Here is a 21,181-nt window from a genome sequence, read left to right on the forward strand (position 1 = left end):
CATGCGCAAGCATGCCTTTTTCATTTTTCAATGCAAAAAATCAACGCGCGCCCTTGAAATCATTTTGCGCGCCCGCATGTAGCGGTCACCGCAAGGTCGCTGTCGTGTTTCGACAGTCCGTCTTCTGCGGCTCGCATTGCGGGCCGCAACCGGCACCGCCGGATTTGCCCAACCCGCCGATGAAAATGCATCGGCATGGAAACCACTGTACTAGGAGAGATCGACAATGAAGCTTCGTCCTCTGCATGACCGCGTCGTGATTCGCCGCAGCGAAGAAGAAACCAAGACCGCAGGCGGCATCGTGCTGCCGGGCTCCGCTGCCGAAAAGCCGAACCGTGGCGAAATCGTCGCAGTTGGTACTGGCCGCGTTCTGGATAACGGCGAAGTACGTGCGCTGGCCGTCAAGGTTGGCGATCAGGTCGTATTCGGCCCTTACTCCGGCAGCAACACCGTCAAGGTCGACGGTGAAGACCTGCTGGTAATGAGCGAGAACGAAATCCTCGCCGTCGTCGAAGCCTGATCAGCGCCCGCTCCATAGCGAACTGCGCTCCATCAACAGAATTTGAGGAAGAATCAACATGGCTGCTAAAGAAGTTAAGTTCGGCGACTCCGCTCGCAAGAAGATGCTCACCGGCGTCAACGTCCTGGCTGACGCGGTAAAAGCGACCCTCGGTCCGAAAGGCCGTAACGTCGTTCTGGAAAAGAGCTTCGGCGCTCCGACCATCACCAAAGACGGCGTTTCCGTTGCCAAGGAAATCGAGCTGAAATGCCGTTTCGAGAACATGGGCGCGCAGCTGGTCAAGGACGTTGCGTCCAAGGCCAACGACGAAGCCGGTGACGGCACCACTACCGCTACCGTTCTGGCTCAAGCCATCGTCAACGAAGGCCTGAAAGCCGTCGCTGCCGGCATGAATCCGATGGACCTCAAGCGCGGCATCGACAAGGCGACCATCGCCGTTGTTGCCGAGCTTAAGAACCTGGCCAAGCCTTGCACTGACTTCAAGGCCATTGCCCAGGTCGGCACCATCTCCGCCAACTCCGACAGCTCCATCGGCGCCATCATCGCCGAAGCCATGGAAAAGGTCGGTAAAGAAGGCGTCATCACCGTTGAAGAAGGCTCGGGCCTGGAAAACGAACTGTCCGTCGTAGAAGGCATGCAGTTCGACCGCGGTTACCTGTCCCCTTACTTCATCAACAAGCCGGACACCATGGTTGCCGAACTCGACAGCCCGCTGCTGCTGCTGGTCGACAAGAAGATCTCCAACATCCGCGAACTGCTGCCGGTACTGGAAGGCGTGGCCAAGGCCGGTCGTCCGCTGCTGATCGTTGCTGAAGACGTCGAAGGCGAAGCCCTCGCTACGCTGGTCGTCAACAACATGCGCGGCATCGTCAAGGTTGCTGCCGTCAAGGCGCCTGGCTTCGGCGACCGCCGCAAGGCCATGCTGCAGGACATTGCCATCCTGACTGGCGGTACCGTGATTTCCGAAGAAGTCGGCCTGAGCCTGGAAACCGCTACCCTGGAGCACCTGGGTAACGCCAAGCGCGTCGTGCTGAACAAAGAAAACACCACCATCATCGATGGTGCTGGTCAGCAGGTCGACATCGAAGCCCGCGTTGCGCAGATCCGCAAGCAGGTCGAAGACACCACGTCCGACTACGACAAAGAGAAGCTGCAAGAGCGTCTGGCCAAGCTGGCTGGCGGTGTTGCCGTGATCAAGGTCGGTGCCGGTACCGAAGTCGAGATGAAAGAGAAGAAGGCCCGCGTCGAAGACGCCCTGCACGCCACTCGTGCAGCCGTTGAAGAAGGCGTGGTACCTGGCGGCGGCGTGGCCCTGGTGCGTGCGCTGCAGGCCATCTCCGAGCTCAAGGGCGAGAACGAAGACCAGAACGTCGGTATCGCACTGCTGCGTCGCGCTGTTGAAGCGCCGCTGCGCCAGATCGTTGCCAACGCTGGTGGTGAGCCAAGCGTCGTAGTTGACAAGGTCAAGCAGGGCGAAGGCAACTACGGCTTCAACGCGGCGTCCGACACCTACGGCGACATGATCGAGATGGGCATCCTCGATCCGGCCAAGGTTACCCGTTCCGCGCTGCAGGCTGCTGCCTCCATCGGCGGTCTGATGGTCACCACCGAAGCCATGGTCGCCGAAAGCATCGACGACAAGGCTGCTCCAGCCATGCCGGACATGGGTGGCATGGGTGGTATGGGTGGTATGGGCGGCATGATGTAAGCCGACCGGCTCCCGCTGTAGCTGTATGAAAAGGCCCCGCTTCGTGCGGGGCCTTTTTTTTCGTAACTGAAGCGACATTCATGACGCTGTCATGCTTTGGTGGCAGCGTGAGCCGCCTTGCCGTTCGTTGCCCATGCGAGCGAAAGCGACCATTGGTCGTCTGGCTGGGCAGCAGGCTAAATTGTGATCTATGGTGAGTTTCTCGACTCACCTAATAACAAGGGCTTGCGCGATGAAGCTTGAAATTGCTCGAGGACTTTTTCTAGTCGGCGCACTCAGCGTTGCTTCCTTGTGCGCTGCTGCCTGGAGCGAGCCCGACGCTCGCGTCGTGTCGCGCAGCGATGTCAGTGATCATTGTGCAGTGCCGCGAGTCGCTCGAGCTTCTTCGATCGACGTGCGGCCAGATCACGATCTGCTGCTGTTCATGTACGGCCTATCTCAGAGCCTGATCGGGCGGGGTTGAACGGACAAGCTCCGCGCTATCGCTGACGGGGCGGTGTCCTTCAAGGAGACTGCAATGAAACGCGCGGCGCTTATCCCAGTGTTAGGCGCGTTTTTTCTTGGACAAGCCTATGCAGCAACCATGCGCTGTGACGGCGGACTCATTGCCACAGGCGCAGGTTCGTTTGAAGTGCTGACCAAATGCGGCGAGCCTTACGACAAGGAAATCGTGGCGCCTGCAACCCGGCCTGACGGGAATCCGGCAAGGGGATCTGTGACTGTGGAGACATGGATTTATGGTCCAAATAATGGGGCGCATCGCTTCCTGCGCTTTATCGACGGGCAATTAGTCAAGATCGAAACCCGGCGGTTATAGGCCCCACATCAGGCTATTTGCTCAATCAAGCTGTCCTTTCCGGGCTTGCCAATACCGTATAGACGGCCGGCAGAACGAATAGCGTGAAAAGTGTGCCGATGGTCATGCCCGTGGCGATCACCGTTCCGATGTCGAAGCGGCTGACGGCTCCGGCACCACTGGCCAGGATCAGCGGAACCATGCCGAATACCGTTGCTGCCGTCGTCATCAGGACCGGTCTCAGTCGAATCGCTGCCGCTTCTTCTACCGCTTCGCGGCGGCTCATACCCTGCTCGCGGCGTAGCTGATTGGCGAACTCGACGATCATGATGCCGTGCTTGCTGATCAGCCCGATCAGCGTCACCAGTCCGACCTGGGTATAGATGTTCATGGTCGACAGGCCGAGAAAGAGCGGCACCAGCGCGCCACAGATCGACAGCGGCACCGTGATCAGAATCACCAGCGGATCGCGGAAGCTCTCGAACTGCGCCGCCAGCACCAAGAAGATAACGGCCAGCGCGAGAGCGAAAGTCGTGTACAGGGCGGTCCCCTCCTGAATGTACTGGCGCGACGCACCGGCGTAATCGAAGGTGAATCCCTGCGGCGCTTCTTCTTGAGCGATGCTGAGCAGCGTGTCGATGGCCTCGCCCATGCTGACGATCGGGAAGCCCTGTATCGTCGCGGCGTTGAGCTGCTGGAACTGCTTCAACTGCGTCGGCCGGGCCCGGTCATGGATCTTGATCAGCGTCGACAAGGGCACCATCTCGCCCTGGTCGTTCTTCACGTAGTAGTTCTTCAGCCAGCCGGGATTGTCCCGGTAGGCTCTTTCGACCTGGGCGATCACCTTGTAACTGCGACCCTCGATGGTGAAGCGGTTGATCTCGCTTTCGCCGAGCAAGGTGGCAAGCGTCACGCCAAGGTCTTCCATCGTTACGCCCATTTGCGCGGCCTTTTCGCGGTCGATATCGACGACGATTTCGGGTTTGTCGAACGCCAGATCCACGTCGAGGAAGGCGAACTTGCCGGACGCTTCGGCTCTTTCCTTGATGCGCTCGGTGACCTGCAGAAGCGACTCGTAGTCGCTCGCGGTGTTGATCACGAACTGAAAGGGAAGGCCTTCGCCAGTGCCGGGCAAGGATGGGAGGTTGAAGCCGAACACCTGCAAGCCAGGAATGCTGTCGAGCTTGGCCTGGACCTCCGGCAATACCTCCATCTGGGTACGCTCGCGTTCATCCCAAGGCTTCATCAAAAACCCGCCAATGCCGCTCTGGACACCGTCGAACCCGTTGATCTGGAACCAGGAGTAGTACTCGGGGAAGGATTTGAAGATTTCCAGGAATTGGTCGGTATATGCGTTCAGATAATCGAGGTTGGTCGTTTGCGGTGCGCTGGCCATCATGAAGATGATGCCTTGATCCTCTTCTGGAGCCAGTTCGCTTTCGGTGAATGTGAGCAGAACCGGAATCAGCCCGAGCACGATCACCGCGAACACCAGCACCACCGGGCGGGTATTCAGCGTGCCATGCAGGGCGCGCTGGTACCGCAGCTTCAGCCGGTCGAACAGCATGTCCAGCCGGTGCGCCAGGCCCGTCGAGTTCTCTTCATGACGCAACAGCCGCGAGCACATCATGGGCGACAACGTCAGCGCCACAATGCCTGAAATCAGCACCGCGCCGGCCAGCGTCAGTGCGAATTCCTGGAACAGCGCGCCGGTCAGTCCTTGCAGAAAGCCGATGGGCGCATACACAGCCGCCAGGGTGACGGTCATGCTGACCACCGGCATGGCGATCTCGCGCGCCCCGTCGATGGCTGCCTGGAAGGGTGTCTTGCCTTGTTCGATGTGTCGGTGGATGTTTTCGACCACGACGATGGCGTCGTCCACCACCAGGCCGATCGCCAGCACCATGGCTAGCAACGTCAGCAGGTTGATCGAATAACCCATGGTCTGCATAAAGAACATCACGCCAATCATCGACAGCGGAATGGTCACCACCGGAATCAGTACCGAACGCAGCGAGCCGAGGAACAGGAAGACAACGATGATGACGATGACCACCGCCTCGGCGAGGGTTTTCACCACTTCATCAATGGACGCCTGGATGAAACGCGTGGCGTCATAGGCGATAGTAACCTTCAGATTCGGTGGCAGTTGCGATTCGATCTCCGGCATCACTGCACGCACTTCGCGGATCACATCCAGCGGGTTGGCGCTCGGCGTGCTCTTGACGCCGATGTAGACCGATGGGATGCCGTCGAACGAGCTGATGGCGTTATAGCTCTCGGCGCCCATTTCGACCCGTGCGACATCGCCGAGCAGCACGCGACTGTCGCCCTGGGTTTTCAGCGGAATCGCCGCAAAGGCTTCCGGCGTCTTCAGGTCGGTGTTGGCATTGATGCTGGTGACGACATATTGGCCTTTCACCTCGCCGGCAGCGGAAAGGAAGTTGTATTGACGCACCGCCTCGTTCACGTCGCTTGCGGACAGGCCATGGGCGGCGAGTTTCACCGGGTCCAGCCAAAGCCGCATGGCGAAGACCTGATTGCCGAGAATCTCCGCCTCGGCCATGCCGGGCAGGGTGGCCAGCTTCGGCTGAATCACCCGCGATAGGTAATCGGTGATTTGCGGATTGCTCAGCTGCTCGCTGTAGAAGCTGATGTACATGAGCGCGGTCGAGTCGGCGGCCTGCTTGTTCAGCACCGGGTCTTCGGCGTTCTGCGGCAGCTGGTTCTTTACCGAGTTGGCCTGGCTCAACAGCTCGGTGTAGAGCCGGTCAGTGTCGGCGCCGATGCGCGCATAAACCGAGATGACCGACAGGTTCTGCCGGCTCACCGAGGTCATGTAATCCACGCCTTCGGCGCTGGCCAGACTCTGCTGCAGTGGTTGGGTGATATAGCCCTGAATCGTTTCGGCGTTGGCGCCGGGATAGGCGGTGGTCACCGTGATCAGCGCGCTTTCCATCTGCGGATACTGACGAATCACCAGGCTGTTGAACGCCTGGAAGCCGAGCAGCACGATCAGCAGGCTGACCACGCTGGCCAGCACCGGGCGGCGAATGAATGGGTCGGTAAAAGCCATGAGGATGTCTTTCCTGTGTCGACGTCAGCGGGCGTCGGAGCCGTTGTTCGGCTCGAGTTCGAGCGTGCGCTTGTCGGCGATGGCCACGTGAGTGCCTGTGTCCAGCTTGAGCTGGCCGGCAATCACCACCTGTTCGCCGGCATCGAGTCCGTCGAGTATCACCACGCGGCCGTCGCGCCGCTCACCGGTTTCGACGAAGCGACGTTCTACCACTAGATAAGGTTCGTTGCGCTCGGGCGCTTCGTCGCCTTCCTCGGGTTCGGGCGCCTGGCCTTCCTTTACCAGCAGCACCGAATTGCCGTACAGCGTGTAGGTGATGGCAGTTTCCGGCACAACGACCTGGGGCTCGTCGTCCGGCAACAGCACCTGCAGGTCCGCGAACATGCCGGGCAGCAGCCGCTCACCGGGATTGGCCAGCTCCGCGCGCACCTGGATGTTGCGGGTGGTGACGTCCACCTTGGGATTCAGGGCGACGAGGTTGCCCGTGAACCGCTCGCCGGGAAAAGCCGGCACCTGGATGTGCACAGGCAGGCCGATGGCGAGCGAGGGCACCTGTTGTTCGGCCACGTAGAAGTCGACGAACAAGGTGGACAGGTCCTGTAGCGTCGCGATCGGCGTACCGGCGGCGACGAAGTCACCAACGTCCACCTGTCGAATGCCGATGGTTCCGGAAAAGGGCGCAAGAGTGCGTTTCTTCGCCAGGCTGGCCTTCAGCTGTGCGACCGTGGCCGCTGCTTTCTGCGATTCGGCATTGAGCCGATCGTATTCGCTGCGTGATATGGCTTGGCGGTCGACCAGGCTGCGCGCTCGCTCGAACTCCACTTTCGCCAGATGCAGATCGGCTTCGGCGGCAATCAGGCTCGCCTGTTCGATTTCACTGTCGAGCAGAACGATTGGCTGACCCTTGTTGACCTTTTCGCCCGAGCGGAACTGTACGTCGCTGACGGTGCCGACGACCTCTACGGATAGATCGATGCCCTGGAAAGCCGTGAGCGTGCCGATCGCCGAAAGTTGGCGTTGCCACGGCTGTCGGCGCGACTCCACGACCTCGACGTTGACGGGCGGCTTCGGGGCCTTGAACTGTTGGATCTGCGTGTAGATGGAATTGAACTTGATGGCGGCGAGAATCAATACAACGACAATCACCGCGCCCAGCATGAGCAGCATGCGGCGCAACATTTTCCGTATTCCCTGGAGTGGTGGGCCGGCTGACTACTGCCATGAACGAGGCAGCCGTGCGGGTAAACACTGGATCACCGAATGCCGCCCTGACGGGATGCTCGGCCTTTTACTGTTCCGACCGGTGGGGTCGGAGAACAGCGAAATTAGTCCTGAATCGAATGTATGTAAAGCAGTCGATAGATAGGCCCGACGTGCAGTCTTGGGCGCGCAAACAAGAGGGGTAGAGCGGTGCGTCCAGCATCCGCCGTCACCGGCCCGCTTTTTGGCGAGGCCGGTGGGTCAGGGCAGGTTTGCGTCAGCCTGCGAGACGGTGAGTCACTTCACTGAGCTGCGCCGACAAGCCGTGCAGGTTCTGGCTGGCTTTTTCGGTGCGCTCGACGTTGCTCTGATTGGTGGTGGCGATTGCGGTGATCTCGGTGAGGTTGCGTGAGATGTCTTCCGCCACAGAGGTTTGTTCCTCGGCAGCGGTGGCGATCTGCCGGTTCATATCGCGAATCGCTTCGACTTCCAGCGTGATGCGTTGAAGCATGCTGCCCGCTTCGGTCACCCGCTCGACTCCTTCATCGCTACGGCTCTGGCCGTTTTCGATCGCGCGCACTGCATCCACCGCGCCGGTCTGCACTGTATCGATGATCTGGTGAATCTCGGCGGTGGAGTCGGCCGTGCGCCGGGCCAGCGTGCGCACTTCGTCGGCCACGACGGCGAATCCACGGCCCGCGTCGCCAGCCCGTGCCGCTTCGATGGCGGCGTTCAGGGCCAGCAGATTGGTTTGATCGGCGATGCCGCGTATGACCTCCAATACCTTGCCGATTCGACCACTGTCAGCCTCCAGACGGCGAATGACGTCGGCCGTATTGCTGATCTCGCCACGCATGTGGGTGATCGTCTGAATGGTCGAGCGCATCATGCTTTCGCCCTGCTGCGCCGAGTGGTCGGCAGCGTCTGCGGCGCGCGCGGCGTCAGCGGCGTGGCGTGCCACTTCTTGAGCCGTAGCGGACATTTCGTGCATGGCGGTTGCGACCTGATCGGTGCGAGAGAACTGTTCGCGGGTGCCTTGGCCCATCAGCGCCGCGATGGCGTTCAGTTCGCCGCTGGCATTGTCTAGGTCCGAGGTGCTGCGCTGCAGGCGGGTGAATGTATCAGCGAGAAAGTCACGCAGAATGTTCGCGGCCGCTGCTAGACGTCCTAGTTCGTCGGTACGGCTGGTGTCGACGTGTTCGCTGAAGTTGCCCTGGCTGAGTTTGGCGATGTGGTCGATCAGATGACGGATCGGGTTAATCAATTGGCGATTGACTAGCCACAGGCTGAGAAGCGCGACCAGCGCGCCAGCGATGACCATGATCAGCGACCCGGAGATGATGGCCTGGTCGGCGGCGTGGCCGATTTCATCGGAGCTGTGCAGCGCTGACTCACGCAGCTGTTCGACCAGAGCGCTCAGCTGTTCGCTGGTGGCGCGGTCGATGCCCTGAACGGATTCATCGCCTGCTACCGGATCGTTACCAGCGGCGATATAAGCATCGCGCCCGGCTCGATACTCGACACCGAGAGCGCGATGTTCTGCTCGTAGCGTTTCGATCTTGCTCGACAGGTCCGGTCTGTGGCTGCTCAGTTGTACGAGCGTGGACAGTAGCTCCTGGACCTTGCGCTCCTGCTTTTCGAAGCTCTGCCAATACTTATTCATGGCATCAGACGATTTTCCACGCAGCAGGATGTTCTTCCATTCCTGCACCTGTACCTTGAATTCCAGATTGGCTTCGTCAATCAATCGCGACGCTTCGACCGGCCCTTTCAGCAGAGTCTGGTATGCCGAAATATCCTTGGACAGGAAGAAAAAACTGGCGAGGGCGATCACGAGCATCACCAGCAGGCTGGCGCCGATCAGACCCAGTAACTGAGCCCGTAGGGATTTTTTCAGAAACATCAGAGCATTCTCGTATCGAGTAGGTGCGCTTGCACTAATGGCAAGAACTAACCGGGCGCTCACAAGGGTGACCGCCCGGTCGCTTTGTTTTTCGGCGCATCGTCTCGATACTTGAGGACTTTCAGACCAGGCGCAAATGGTTGTCCCAGAGCCCTGCCGGTAGTTGCAGCGGGCTACTGACGAAGCGCTCGCCCTGGCAGTCGACCAATCGGCAACGACCTTGTCCCGAACTCACCACGAAGCCCTGTTCGACCGCCGCGACGCCGGCGCAATCGGGCAGGTGAATTTCTTCGCGCAGCGCAGCACTGTCCAGATCCCAGATGAAGACCTTATTGCCGCGCGGCGCCGTCACGGCCAGCAGGCGCAGCGGGTCATTGATCGCCAGGCTGGCGGTGTACTGGTTCATCGTCTGGCGCTGCGCTTCACCCAGCGGGAACGCCTGGAACGCCTCACCGGGACGCTTGATCGCTAGCAGCGGGACCGCATCCATGGGATCGCCTTCGTACTGCTGGCCGGAAACCACAGTGCCGTCCTCGCCAACCGCAAGGTGACGCACGCTGTTCATCTGCTCGGGCAGCTGCTCCTTGCTGATCAGCGTACCGTCGCGATGGAGCAGCACCAAGCTCGGCTCCATGGCATCGAGATTCATCATCTCGCGACTGTCGGCCTCGGTGCGGATGCCGCCATTGGCAATCACCAGGGTCTCGCCGTCGGGCATCCACAGCAGCTGATGCGGGCCGATGCCATGGCTGGAGTGTTCGCCTTCGCGGACCAGCCGGCGCTCCTCTACGCGGTAGATGCCAATCACTCCGCGACCGGCATCGGTGGTGTCGTTCTCAGTGGCGTAGAACAGGTCGCCGCTGGCATGAAACACGCCGTGCCCATAGAAGTGGCGGTCGGGTGGCGAGGCGATGACCTGTAGCAGGGTGCCGTCCCGGCTGTCGATCAGATAGCTTTCGCGGCTCGGCCTGCGCCCGACGAAGACCGCCAGCGGCAGATGCGGATGGACATAAACGTCATGGCAACGCTCATTGACCGGCGTGGCGAACACGCGGCTGCCGTCGAGCCGATAGCCGACCGCGTAATGACGGCCATCGGCATCGTCGCGCGCCGAGAGCAGCAGTGGTTGCGCGCTGTGGCGGGTCAGTGTCCAGCCACCGACGGCGGAGGCTGCGACCACGGCACCGCCCAGTCCGAGAAAGGCTCTACGTTTCATATCAGTCTCCGTCGTGAGCGTTGAAGCCGATCTGCACGCCCAGCGCGCGGGCCAGTTCGGTCTGATGCAAGCGGTGTAGTACGTCGATGTCTTGGTACAGCGCGTTCAACCGTTCGCGACCGGCCTCGTCGGCGATCAGTTCGCTGAACGGCAGCATGATGTCCGTCAGGTGTTGGCGGGCCGTCGCGTAGGCGACGTCGATGCGTTTGACCAAGTCGCTCTGATCGGCAGGCACCAAGCGTTTGAAGCCGTTGTCATCGGCGCCTTGCCAGAGTTTTTGTGCGCCGGCGAGGGCGGCGTCGATGCTGCCGAGCGTCGCATCGCTGCGCCAGGCTTCGGCCTGGAAAGGCTGCGGAAAGCCCTTGGTCTGGCGACCCAGCGGGGCGCCGAGCTTTTTCTTCAGACCGTCCAGCGCGGTGACCTGTACGCGCAACAGATCGGCGATGGCTTCCTGCGATTCGGCGTAGCGCTCATTGGGAAACTCGCTGAGCTGCGCGACCATGCCGCCTTCGGCCTGCCACTGCTCGAGCATGTTCGCAGCGAGCTTTTGCTGGTGTTCACCGATAGCAACGAGCAACGGGCAGTGGCGCGCCTTGACCTCGGCGTCCTGCAGGTCGACGGCCTTGTCGAACAGCACGTATTCATACGCCGAAAGGCCCTGCAGCACGACGCTCGCATTTTCCAGATCGGCCTGGGTCAGCTGAGGATTCTTCTTCAGCAGGGCGGTGACCTGCCGGCCCACGAGATTTTTCTTGTCGGGCCAGAATTGCACCTGCCAGGCCCGGTTGCCTTCACCCATCGGCCCGATCAGCAGCGGCTGTAGGCCTGCCCAGGCAAATTGGGCCTGTACGAACGCCTTGCGTGCATCGTCCAACTCTTCGTTGCCCGCGCAAAAGGCGATACCGCTCGCGGCCATGCGCCGGTTGGTTTCGGCCCACTGGGTATAGGAGGGCAGCAAGACCTCATCAGCCAGGCTCTTGCTCGTTTCGGTGAAAGGGTCGGACGGCGCGCAGGCGCTCAACATCAGGCCCAGCGCTGTGGCGGAAAGGATTGAAAGGTAACGGTTGGAAGACATGGTGCTCCTCGGCAAGGCGGGACGCCGGTTGATCGCTAGAGTGATTCGAGAAAGGCCAGCAGGGCGCTGCGTTCATCGCTGTCGAAGTCGAGCACGGCCTGTTTGGCTCGTTCCGCTTCGCCGCCGTGCCAGAGTATGGCTTCGAGCAGGTTGCGTGCCCGTCCGTCATGTAGAAACTGGGTGTGGCCGCTGACCGCTTCGGTCATGCCGATGCCCCACAGCGGTGGGGTGCGCCAGTCGCTGCCACTGGCTTCGAATTCCGGCCGGTGATCGGCAAGCCCTTCGCCCATGTCATGCAACAAGAGATCGGTATAGGGGTGTATCACCTGATTGGCCAGTTCGGGCTCGGCGGCATCGCCGGTGGTGAAGGTGGGCACGTGGCAGCTCTGGCAGCCGGCGCGGTGGAACAATGTTTTGCCCTGCAGGACCTGCGGTGCGTCAACGTCGCGGCGTGCCGGTACACCTAGGTTGCGCGTGTAGAACGACACCAGACGGAGGATGTTGTCACTGACTTCCGGCTCGCCCCCGTGGGGCATGGTCAAGCAATCCGTTTGCCGATCGGTACAGCTGTTGCCGGCGAACAGACTCGTGGTCAGGCCCATGTCGTTGAAAAACGCATCGGCATTCTGCTGGTTGAGGCTCGGTTGGCCGGCCTTCCAGCCGAAGCGGCCAATTGCGGTGTTGCGCGTGACCTGATCGAACACCCGGTTAGGGCGGCCGGAAATGCCGTCGCCGTTGCTGTCGTCCGGGTCGGCATTAGCCAGTAGCGCTGCTTCGGGAATGGCTTCCAGCAGACCCAGGCCGATCATTTGCGGTGCCACCCGGACGGAAAATTGCGTATCGGGATGCATGGGGCCGTAGCCGAGCTCGGTAATGGTCAGCTCTGGTTCGCGCAGCTCGACTTCGAATCCGTCGGTGAATCGCTCGGTTCGGGTGGTGTAGCTGAGCCGCACCTTGCCCTCCGGCATCACGCCGGGGATGGCCATGTCCTGCAACTGACCACCGTAGACGGGCTCCGGTGCTATGCCGCGCTCGCGGACAACCTCGGCGTGCTCGGCACCGGCGGGAATCGATAGCCGTACCAGCATGGAAACGGCATTGCCGCGCTCGGCATCGGCGGGATGGCCGCGACCGTCCTTGATGTGGCAGCTCTGACAGGCGTTGGTATTCATCAGCGGACCGAGGCCGTCGCGCGCTGTGGTCGAAGCCGGCGCAATGACCCAGGGATTTCGGAAGAAGCTGTTGCCGACACTGAAATCCAGTCGCCTCACAGGCGATAGATTGGCAGAGGGCATCGAGAAGGCGTTCTGATCGAACTTCATCACGGTCGCGCCACCGGCGGAAAGCGCTTCGCCCGGCTCGGCCTGCTCGAAGCGTGGCGCCTGCTCGCCGCAGGCGGCAAGACTCATGGCCAGCAGCAGGGCGATAGCAGAGCGAGAAAGCGGGTGCATCAGGTGTACCTGGGCGTGTGACAGGGCGGCAATCTTAGCAGCCTAATGGAGTGTGAATAAGAGCAGTTTGCATTTGGTCTGGCTCTGGTTGCTACAGCTTGGCTGTTAGCGAAAGAGCGCACCATGAACGGCATTCAGGGAGCGGCCTTGCACCGCTCCCTGAAACACAGGATCAGAACTGGTGATCGGCAGTGTCTGGGTTCAGGTCGCTGATACCCAGTGCGGCAGCGGCTTTCTCGATCGAACCGGTCTGTTGTACCAGTGCCCCGATGGCGGCGCGGACTTTTTCCTGCCCTTCATTATTGTCAGGTGCGATCAACTGATCGAACGCTTCACCCTCGTTGGCGCTGACGACCAGTACCTGCATTTTGGCTTCGGTGGTTTCCAGGTCGGTCTTCAATGTGGTGTTGACTTCTGGATCGACGCCATCGACCAGCGACGCCAGGCTCGGCCCGCTGAGCGTGCTGCCGTCGACACGGGTGTATTCGCCCAGATAGACGTTCCGAATGCCTTTGGCATTGTAGAAATGGGAGTTGTGGGTGTTGTCGCTGAAGCAGTCGTGCTCGTCTTCCGGTGAGTTGGCTTCCAGCGCGACCTTCATGCGCTCGCCTGCCAGTTCGCCGAGCGAAAGGCTGCCCATGCCGAAGAACATCTTGCGCAGGCCATTCTCGGCAGATTCGCTTTCCAGGCTGGCGCGGTAGTTGTCCGCGACACCGGGCTTCCACTCGTTGACCATCTCTTCGAGATCGGTGACCAGAAGATCGGTCGCGGCTTTCAGGTAGGTGCGGCGACGATCGCAGTTACCGCCAGTGCAATCTTCACCTTCGATATAGTCGCTTACGGGACGGTTACCTGCGCCAGGGCCGGTGCCGTTCAGGTCCTGGCCCCAGAGCAGGAATTCGATGGCGTGATAACCGGTGGCGACGTTGGCTTCCGAACCGGCCAGCTCGTTCAGGCTGGCGAGTTTCTCGCCGGTGATTTCACTGACGTCGAGCTTGTCTTCGCCGATCTGCAATTCCTTGTTGGCAATGATGTTGGCAGTGGCGCCGGGGTTGCCCAAGGCATGCTGATAGTCGCCCTCGACGTAGTCGATCATCCCTTCGTCCAGCGGCCAGGCGTTGAGCTGGCCTTCCCAGTCATCGACCACGGCGTTGCCGAAGCGGAACACTTCCGTCTGCATGTAGGGCACACGTGCGGCGAGCCAGGCGTCCTTAGCAGCCTGCAGGGTTTGCTCCGTCGGATCAGCGAGTAGAGCGTCGATGGCTTCCTGGAGCTTCATTGCAGTGCTGTGCGCATCGCTGAAGATGGCATGCGCCATGTCCGCGTAATGCTTGACCACCGCCTGTGCGGCTTCTTCGTTCAGGGTCGCTTCTGGCGCGCTCGCAGCTGCCGACTCGCTCTGGGTGGTTTGCGGAGCGGCGGCCTGTTCGGCTGGCGCTTTGTCTTCGCCGCAACCTGCGAGTGAAATGGCGACAGCGAGAAGGCTGGCAGTGGCCCAGACGGGGGTGCGTAGCATGGCGGGTTCCTTTGCTTGCAGGTGAGTAAAGGGAATGCCGACCGACGAGGTGCGGCTATTCGCTGCAGGGCATAATGCGAAAGATTTGCATTTTGTGCAAAGAAATTGCGTGGAGCAGGTCGCGTCTGCGATTCGGCTGTGTGGCTAGAATGCATCTCCGAATCCGGACCTTTATGGAGATATTCGATGAGCCTGGGCGCCGTGCTTACGTGGGTCGTGCTGTTTCTTGTTATCGCTTATGCGGTGGTGCTTTACAACGGTCTGGTGCGCCTCAAGCACGGCGTAAGCAAGGCCTGGTCGAATATCGATGTGCTGTTGCGTCAGCGGCATGAAGAGCTGCCCAAGCTGGTGGAGACCTGCAAGCAATACATGCAGCATGAACGCAGCACGCTGGAGCAGATCATCAGAGCGCGTAACGCCGTGTCCGATGCGCGCGAGCAGGGCGATGTCGGTGCGCTCGGGCAGGCGGAAACAGGCCTGCGCGCGGGGCTTGGGCGGCTGTTCGCGCTGGCTGAGAATTATCCGGAGCTACGCGCCAACGAGAGTTTTCGGCATCTGCAGCAGCGCATCAGCGGATTAGAAAGCGGTATCGCCGACCGCCGCGAGCTGTACAACGAGTCGGTCAATCTGAACAACGTGCGCATCGAGCAATTTCCCGACGTGTTGCTGGCGCGCGCATTCGGTTTCCGCGAGGCGCCCTTGCTGCAGTTCAGCGAGGCGGAAAAGGCGGACGTCGACCTGAAGCCACTGTTCGGCTGAGGGCTATCAGCGTGCTGCTAGCGGGCGTTGGCGTGGCGATGTGTCTGGGCGGCGGTTGGCTGTGGGTCAGCCGATGGACGAAGGTTCGCCACCTGCTGGACACGCCGACGTCGAAAATACGCTCTGCCGCGCAGGGCTATGTCGAACTCGCCGGTATGTTGGGCGAGGTTGCCGATCTGCCGGTCATGCTGGCGCCGCTGACCGCCAAACCTTGCCTCTGGTGGCGCTATCGGATCGAGGAATACCGCTCCGCAGGCAAGCGCAGCAGCTGGCGGGTCGTCGAACACGGATGCAGCGACCGCCCGCTGCGCTTGAGCGATGCCACCGGTGACTGCTTGATCGACCCGAAGGGCGCCGAGGTATTGCCTGCGCGACGCGACGTCTGGACCGGCGACTTGCGTCATCCCAGAGGGCTGCCGTCGACGGGACTTCTCGCCTGGTTAAGCGGAAATCGCCGCTACCGCTACACCGAAGAACGCCTGCACGCCGGCGAGCCGCTGTACGCCATCGGCGATTTTCGGACCACCGCGGGCGGCCGGCAGGGGCTCGATCTCCATGCGGCGCAAGGACAGGTCGTGCGGGAGTGGAAGGGTGATTACGCCGGCTTGCTGCGGCGTTTCGATAACAATCGCGACGGCAAGCTCGACGACACGGAATGGGCGCGGGTTCGACTCGCTGCCGGTCTTGAGGCGGAGCAGCGGCACCGCCTTGCCAGTAGTCGTCCGGCAGAGTATCGGCTTGCACGGCCGACCGAAACGCTGCCATTCGTGCTTTCCAGCCATGGCGAGGAAGTCCTTGCGCGCCGCTACCGCTGGCAGGCGATCGGTGGCGCTGCGCTGTGCGCTGGCGGTGCCTGGTTGCTGACAACGCAGCTGGCGTTTATCTGATCCACAGCTTGGCGATCTCGGCCGCGCACTGTCATTGGTTAGGGGCATCCCGGGCCTGTTGGTGTCCGGCCTAACGGGATTTTTTCTCTGCTATCCAGATGGTATGCCGTGTGCCGCGGTTCCCGTGGGCGAATACTTGGACCTCTTCGGCCTTGAAGCCCGCTTTGGCCAAGCGCTGCGAGAAGGCTTGGTCCGCGCTCGCTGACCATACCGCCAACAGGCCTTTCGGGCGCAGAGCTTGCGCGCAGGTATCCAAACCCTCTGCTGAATAGAGCCAGCTGTTGTGCTTCTGGGTCAGCCCTTCCGGTCCGTTATCGACATCCAGCATGATCGCGTCGAAGCCTTGAGGTTCGCGCAGTAGCACATCGGCGACATCATGGTTGAGCACGCGGGTGCGCGGATCGTTGATCGGCAGTCCGGCCTTCTCTCCGAGCGATCCGCGGTTCCACTCGATCACGCCGGGCACCAGTTCCGCGACCTGTACTTCGGCATCCTTGCCGAGGTGTTTCAACGCCGAGGCCAAAGTGAACCCCATGCCCAGCCCACCGATCAGCACGCGGGGGCGTGGACGCTGGGCGATCCGTTCGCAGGGGATTCGCGCAAGGGCATCTTCGGAGCCGTGCATACGTGTGTTCATCAGTTGGTTGCCATTGCCACCCTGAATTTTGATGACAAAATCGTCACCGTACTCGAACAGGCAGAGGGCACCGCCGCCGGGGATATCGGCGGTGTCGATCAATACGAAACGCTTCATGCAAGGCTCATCGAAGGGAAAATAAGGAAGCGCAGTGAAAGAGCTGCGCCACGGAAGAGTGCGCTCACAGCGGTTCTGAATTGAACGTGCGCTCGAAACGTCTGGATTGGAGAAGCAGGGCGGTCAGTTCGGGGCCCGGTAGGGGCCTGCTGTAGTAATAGCCTTGGCCTTCGTTGCAGCCTTCATCGATGAGATAGCGCTCTTGCTCGGCGGTTTCCACGCCCTCGGCAATTACCAGCATATTGAGGCTCTTGCCCAGCTGGATGATCGCTCTGACGATGGTCGTGTCGCCTTCGTCGGCGGACATGTCGCGCACGAAGCTCTTGTCGATCTTGATCTTGTCCAGCGGCAGGCTTTTCAGATAGCTGAGCGAGGAATAGCCGGTGCCGAAGTCGTCGATGGCGATCAGCGCTCCGGAGCGGCGCAGGCTGTGCAGGTTGTGTGTAGCGGCGGCGATGTCTTCCATCAGCCCGGTCTCGGTTACCTCTAGCTCCAGGGTTTCAGGCGGCAACCGGTGGTTTTTCAGCAGGTTGTTGATCGTCGTCGGCAGTTCGGCATGGTGCAACTGGACCGTGGAGAGGTTGACCGCCATGCGCAGGTCGCTGAACCCCTGCAGATGCCATTCGCTCAGCTGTTGGCAGGCCTGATCGAGCACCCATTCGCCGATGGCGATGATGCTGCCGTTCTGTTCGGCGAGCGGAATGAAAATGTCCGGCGGAATCATCTTTCCGCTCGGCTGCGTCCAGCGCAGCAGGGCTTCGACGCCGGTGATGCGCTTCAGTCGATAGTCGATCTGCGGCTGGTAGACCAGATGAAATTCATTGCGTTTGACTGCTTCGGCCAGGTCGTTCTGCAATTCCCGGCGCGTTCGCATTTCGCTGTCGATGCTCGCCACATAGAACTGGTAGCGGTTGCGCGAGCGGTTCTTCGCCAAGGTCATGGTCTGTTCGGCTTTCTGCAACAGCTTCTCGGTACTGTCGCCATCTTCCGGGTACAGCGTGATACCGATGGTGGCGCGCAGGCGGATGCTTTGCTGATCGAGGGTGACCGGCCGCTCCAGATCGTCGAGTACTTTCTGCGCCAGTTCCGCGGCCTCGTAAGGTTGTTCGCAGCCGAACAGCACCAGCACGAACTGGTCGCCACCCAGGCGGGCAAGGGCACCGACACGTCCGCTCAGGCTTCGCAAGCGGTCGGCCAGCGCGACCAACATACGGTCGCCGCACTGGTAACTGAACTGCTCGTTCACCCCCTTGAAATCATCCAATCCCAGGCAGAGCACAGCCACACGGCGTTGCAGCCGGGCGGCCTCGCCGAGAATATTGTCGAGCTGTTGCTGCAACTGTTGCCGATTGGGCAGCCCGGTGAGCGAGTCGTACTGGGTCATGCGTTCCAGGCTGCTTTCCGCGGCATGGCGCAGCTGCATGTTGTGCTGGATGGAGGCGAGCAAGCCGTTGGCGGTTTCTACCCAGAGGCCCAGCTCGTTTCGCTCGTGCCCCTTTGGCATCGGTAGTGAATGCTCGCCGGGACGGCCTGGATTGATGCGCGACAGGTGCTCGGTGAGCTTGGTCAGCGGTCGCGTCAACAGCCATTCGTAAATCAGGTAAAGCAATAGACCCAGGGCCAGCGCACGGAGAATGCCGACGAAGAAGATGATGATCGAGTCGCTGATGAATTCCTCTCCGTAGGGAGCGGTGTCGAGCGTGATGCGCAGGTCGCCGTAGTATTCGTTGTAAGGAGGACGACCAATCAGCGGAATCGAGAATTCCTGACTGCGACCGAGTATCGGGTCGGTTAGCCAGCGTGTCGGTGCGGATATGAGTGGGCGGGATTTATCGGCCAGAGGCTCTTCGCCGGGATGGGCGATTGATGCCTCGTTAATCGACTCGTGCTGAAACAGGCCTTCCATGACCTGTGAGCCCATTTCGCGGTCCAGGCTGTAGATCGCCTGTGCCGAGGGGTCGCGCGTCATGCGCAGGATTCGCTGGGCCTCTGCATTGATCAGTTGGCGAGTTTTATAGGCATCGAAAACGATCTGTGCACAGCTCAATACCAGCCCAACGGCGAGCGCTGACAGCAGAACGATACGGAGTAATTTCCTCGACAGGCTGTTGCGCAATGCAGTCAAAAGAATTTCCTTTTTCCAGGCCGATGCTAGGGTCTGTTGACGTTTCGTCGCAAGCCGCGTTGCTGCGCCAAATGTCGCCAGGCCGGGCGGTGCTCCGCAAGGCGCGGGACGCAGACAATGGCCTGGGCCGGCCGCGTCGTTCCCCAGCCAAGTCCCGCAACTCCGCATGGCGCCATTTGCCGCGCAACCCTTCGGGCCGAGCCTGTTTTTGCGCGATGCGGCGGTTCTCGTCGCTCATTTGGAACAACCAAACCTCACTCCTCGTGCCTTGCCTCGCGCAAAAACAGGCTCCGGCGCGGCCGCGAACGATACGTCAACAGACCCTAGCGCAAGTATTGGTAGTCATGAAGGAAACGTCAAAAGCTAGGCATGCCTATGGGGCAAAACGTTATCAGAACCCTCGATGCCCCGCCGAACCTTCCGTCGACCACCTCAGGACATAGCGATATGTCGAGCAAGCGGCATGCTAGAGGCTTCGACAGCATAGTTGGTTCAGCTGACTGCGGACGTTTCCTTTACCTCGCAACCCTTGATGACCATACGAATGATCGTATCGGCAGCAGCTTCGTAATCTGCATCGTCAAGAGAGGCTTTTCCCGTCACGGTGGATATCTGCCAGTCGAAATCGGCATAGGTCTGGGTCGCCGCCCAGATGCTGAACAACAGATGATTGGGGTCGACCTTCGCCATCAGTCCCTGATCGATCCAGCCTTGGATGCGAGCCACGTTGTGGCTGGCCTGGGCGTTGAGCTGCTCCGCCCGTTCGGCTGGCAGATGGGGCGCGCCATGCATGATTTCGCTTGCGAATACTTTGGAGGCGCAGGCGTGCTCGCGTGAAATCCGGATTTTGGTGCGGATATAGGCACGTAACACATCGGCGGGTTCGCCGGGCTGATTGAAGGGGGCGGATGCTTGCAGCAGCGGCTCGACAATGCTGTCGAGCACCTCGCGGTAGAGGTTTTCCTTGCTCTTGAAATAGTAATAAACGTTGGGCTTGGGCAGCCCGGCGCGATTGGCGATGTCGCTGGTCTTGCTGGCGGCGAAGCCCTTTTCGGCGAACTCTTCACTGGCAGCGCGCAGGATCAATTCTTTGTTGCGCTCGCGGATACTGGACATAGGGCCTGTTCAATTCACGACCACCCGCCTGGTGGCCAGCCGCGGCATGCTAGCACCGGCCTCCAGACCGTCTCAAGACGGGCCCGTCAATCCGCCCATTTGTGAACAAATACTTAAGTCTTTGTACGCAATTCTAAAAGAACGCTGCTACGCTACTGCCATCAGTGCAGCGTCATGGATATCGCCTTTCGCATTTTCCTGCCGGCTCGCCTCAAGCCTGCCGAACGGGTCGTCCAACTTACAAGGAGTTCCAAATGAAGAAATTTCTTGCGGTCGCCTTGCTGGCGCTTTCAGTGCCTGTAGCCGCCGAGCAAACCTACGTAATCGGCGTCGAGCAGGCAGCATTCATGCCGCACTACAGCGGCGATGCGCAAGGCAATTACGGGGGCTTCGCCCGTGAGCTGCTGGATAGTTTCGCCGCGTATAGCGGCGTGCGCCTGACATACAAGGTGTTGCCAGCGGACGAGCTGTTGCCGGCGCTGCTGAACGGGCGTGTCGATGCCAAGTATCCCGATAACCCCAACTGGTCCGGACCCGCTAAAGCCGGACATCGTCTGCACTACAGCCAGGCGGTGGTCAATTATGTCGACGGTGTGATGGTGGCGCCGCGGCGTGTGGGGCGAGGTATCGATGAGCTCAGGCGGCTGGCGGTGGTCGATGGCTGGACGCCCTGGGGCTACGAGGACCGGGTCGCGGCCAACCAGATCCTGCTGGTCGGTAGCGAGAACCTGCCGCGCATGGTGCGTCAGGCACTGCTCAAGGATAGCGACGGTGCCTATTACAACGTAGTGGTGGCGGCGCATTACTTGAACAACGTGCGCGCCAAGCCGGGAGCGCTGGTCTTCGACGCCGATCTACCGCACACACGTAGCACCTTTAACCTGTCCAGCCTCAATCATCCCGAACTGATCGAGCATCTCGACCGCTACCTCAAAATCCAGCAGCCCGCCGTCGCCGCGCTCAAAGCCAAGCATCAGGTGGAGGCGAACCTGTCATCGGAATACATCGGCATGGAGCAGTGGAAAATCGAGTTTCTGCAGCGACAGAAGGCCAAGGAAGCCGCCAGCAACTAGCGCATC

At 60.7% G+C, this 21,181-nt stretch carries 17 protein-coding genes; 7 read left to right on the top strand and 10 right to left on the bottom strand.

The features are described from left to right. The first annotated feature begins 226 nt into the window (after positions 1-226). From GYM54_RS18835 to GYM54_RS18845, 4 genes are all read left to right on the top strand, one after another. Complete coding sequence (locus tag GYM54_RS18835; protein ID WP_181101990.1) at positions 227-520, top strand: co-chaperone GroES; 294 nt, start codon at positions 227-229, stop codon at positions 518-520. Between the two features lie 58 nt (positions 521-578). Beyond that, entirely contained in the window at positions 579-2,228 is a 1,650-nt protein-coding gene (gene groL, locus GYM54_RS18840) for a chaperonin GroEL (RefSeq protein ID WP_181101988.1), read from the top strand. A gap of 232 nt (positions 2,229-2,460) precedes the next feature. Further along, on the top strand, positions 2,461-2,691 hold the full coding sequence (locus GYM54_RS21790) for a hypothetical protein (RefSeq protein ID WP_231752207.1): 231 nt from the start codon (positions 2,461-2,463) through the stop codon (positions 2,689-2,691). Positions 2,692-2,745: 54 nt separating this feature from the next. Continuing rightward, positions 2,746-3,045 (top strand): DUF2845 domain-containing protein, encoded by a 300-nt coding sequence (locus GYM54_RS18845; RefSeq protein ID WP_181101986.1) that lies wholly within the window; start codon positions 2,746-2,748, stop codon positions 3,043-3,045. Positions 3,046-3,070: 25 nt separating this feature from the next. Here the strand turns inward: GYM54_RS18845 and GYM54_RS18850 are convergent, their stop codons facing one another. The 7 genes from GYM54_RS18850 to GYM54_RS18880 all read right to left on the bottom strand — a co-directional run bounded on the left by GYM54_RS18850 (position 3,071) and on the right by GYM54_RS18880 (position 14,461). Further along, positions 3,071-6,100, bottom strand: coding sequence for a multidrug efflux RND transporter permease subunit (locus tag GYM54_RS18850; protein WP_197445526.1), 3,030 nt, complete (start codon positions 6,098-6,100; stop codon positions 3,071-3,073). Between the two features lie 24 nt (positions 6,101-6,124). Continuing rightward, positions 6,125-7,279: an efflux RND transporter periplasmic adaptor subunit gene (locus tag GYM54_RS18855; protein WP_197445525.1), complete on the bottom strand. Its 1,155-nt coding sequence runs from the start codon at positions 7,277-7,279 to the stop codon at positions 6,125-6,127. A 298-nt stretch (positions 7,280-7,577) separates the two neighbouring features. Beyond that, the gene (locus GYM54_RS22140; protein WP_374105200.1) at positions 7,578-8,621 is read right to left on the bottom strand and encodes a methyl-accepting chemotaxis protein; all 1,044 of its coding nucleotides are present in this window, start codon (positions 8,619-8,621) and stop codon (positions 7,578-7,580) included. A gap of 703 nt (positions 8,622-9,324) precedes the next feature. After that, the gene (locus GYM54_RS18865; protein ID WP_197445523.1) at positions 9,325-10,419 is read right to left on the bottom strand and encodes a DUF1513 domain-containing protein; all 1,095 of its coding nucleotides are present in this window, start codon (positions 10,417-10,419) and stop codon (positions 9,325-9,327) included. Position 10,420: 1 nt separating this feature from the next. Further along, positions 10,421-11,494, bottom strand: a complete 1,074-nt coding sequence (locus GYM54_RS18870) for an imelysin family protein (RefSeq protein ID WP_197445522.1) — start codon at positions 11,492-11,494, stop codon at positions 10,421-10,423. A gap of 35 nt (positions 11,495-11,529) precedes the next feature. After that, complete coding sequence (locus tag GYM54_RS18875) at positions 11,530-12,945, bottom strand: di-heme oxidoredictase family protein (protein WP_197445521.1); 1,416 nt, start codon at positions 12,943-12,945, stop codon at positions 11,530-11,532. A gap of 172 nt (positions 12,946-13,117) precedes the next feature. Beyond that, entirely contained in the window at positions 13,118-14,461 is a 1,344-nt protein-coding gene (locus tag GYM54_RS18880) for an imelysin family protein (protein WP_197445520.1), read from the bottom strand. A 186-nt stretch (positions 14,462-14,647) separates the two neighbouring features. On the opposite strand from GYM54_RS18880, the gene GYM54_RS18885 reads away from it, so the two are divergent. Together GYM54_RS18885 and GYM54_RS18890 are read left to right on the top strand one after the other, a co-directional pair. Beyond that, a complete protein-coding gene (locus GYM54_RS18885) occupies positions 14,648-15,220 on the top strand; it encodes a LemA family protein (protein ID WP_197445519.1) in 573 nt (190 codons plus the stop codon). 38 nt (positions 15,221-15,258) lie between these two features. Further along, a complete protein-coding gene (locus tag GYM54_RS18890) occupies positions 15,259-16,107 on the top strand; it encodes a GIDE domain-containing protein (RefSeq protein WP_197445534.1) in 849 nt (282 codons plus the stop codon). A gap of 70 nt (positions 16,108-16,177) precedes the next feature. Here GYM54_RS18890 and GYM54_RS18895 read toward each other — a convergent pair whose 3' ends face one another. From GYM54_RS18895 to GYM54_RS18905, 3 genes are all read right to left on the bottom strand, one after another. Next, positions 16,178-16,861: a spermidine synthase gene (locus GYM54_RS18895; protein WP_197445518.1), complete on the bottom strand. Its 684-nt coding sequence runs from the start codon at positions 16,859-16,861 to the stop codon at positions 16,178-16,180. Positions 16,862-16,925: 64 nt separating this feature from the next. Beyond that, a complete protein-coding gene (locus GYM54_RS18900; RefSeq protein WP_231752206.1) occupies positions 16,926-18,986 on the bottom strand; it encodes a bifunctional diguanylate cyclase/phosphodiesterase in 2,061 nt (686 codons plus the stop codon). A gap of 492 nt (positions 18,987-19,478) precedes the next feature. Beyond that, positions 19,479-20,102: a TetR/AcrR family transcriptional regulator gene (locus tag GYM54_RS18905; RefSeq protein ID WP_197445516.1), complete on the bottom strand. Its 624-nt coding sequence runs from the start codon at positions 20,100-20,102 to the stop codon at positions 19,479-19,481. A gap of 254 nt (positions 20,103-20,356) precedes the next feature. Between GYM54_RS18905 and GYM54_RS18910 the strand changes: the two genes are divergently transcribed. Beyond that, entirely contained in the window at positions 20,357-21,175 is an 819-nt protein-coding gene (locus GYM54_RS18910; protein ID WP_197445515.1) for an ABC transporter substrate-binding protein, read from the top strand. Positions 21,176-21,181: the final 6 nt, after the last annotated feature.

The organism is Pseudomonas sp. MTM4 (genome assembly GCF_019355055.1).
Lineage (GTDB): Bacteria > Pseudomonadota > Gammaproteobacteria > Pseudomonadales > Pseudomonadaceae > Stutzerimonas.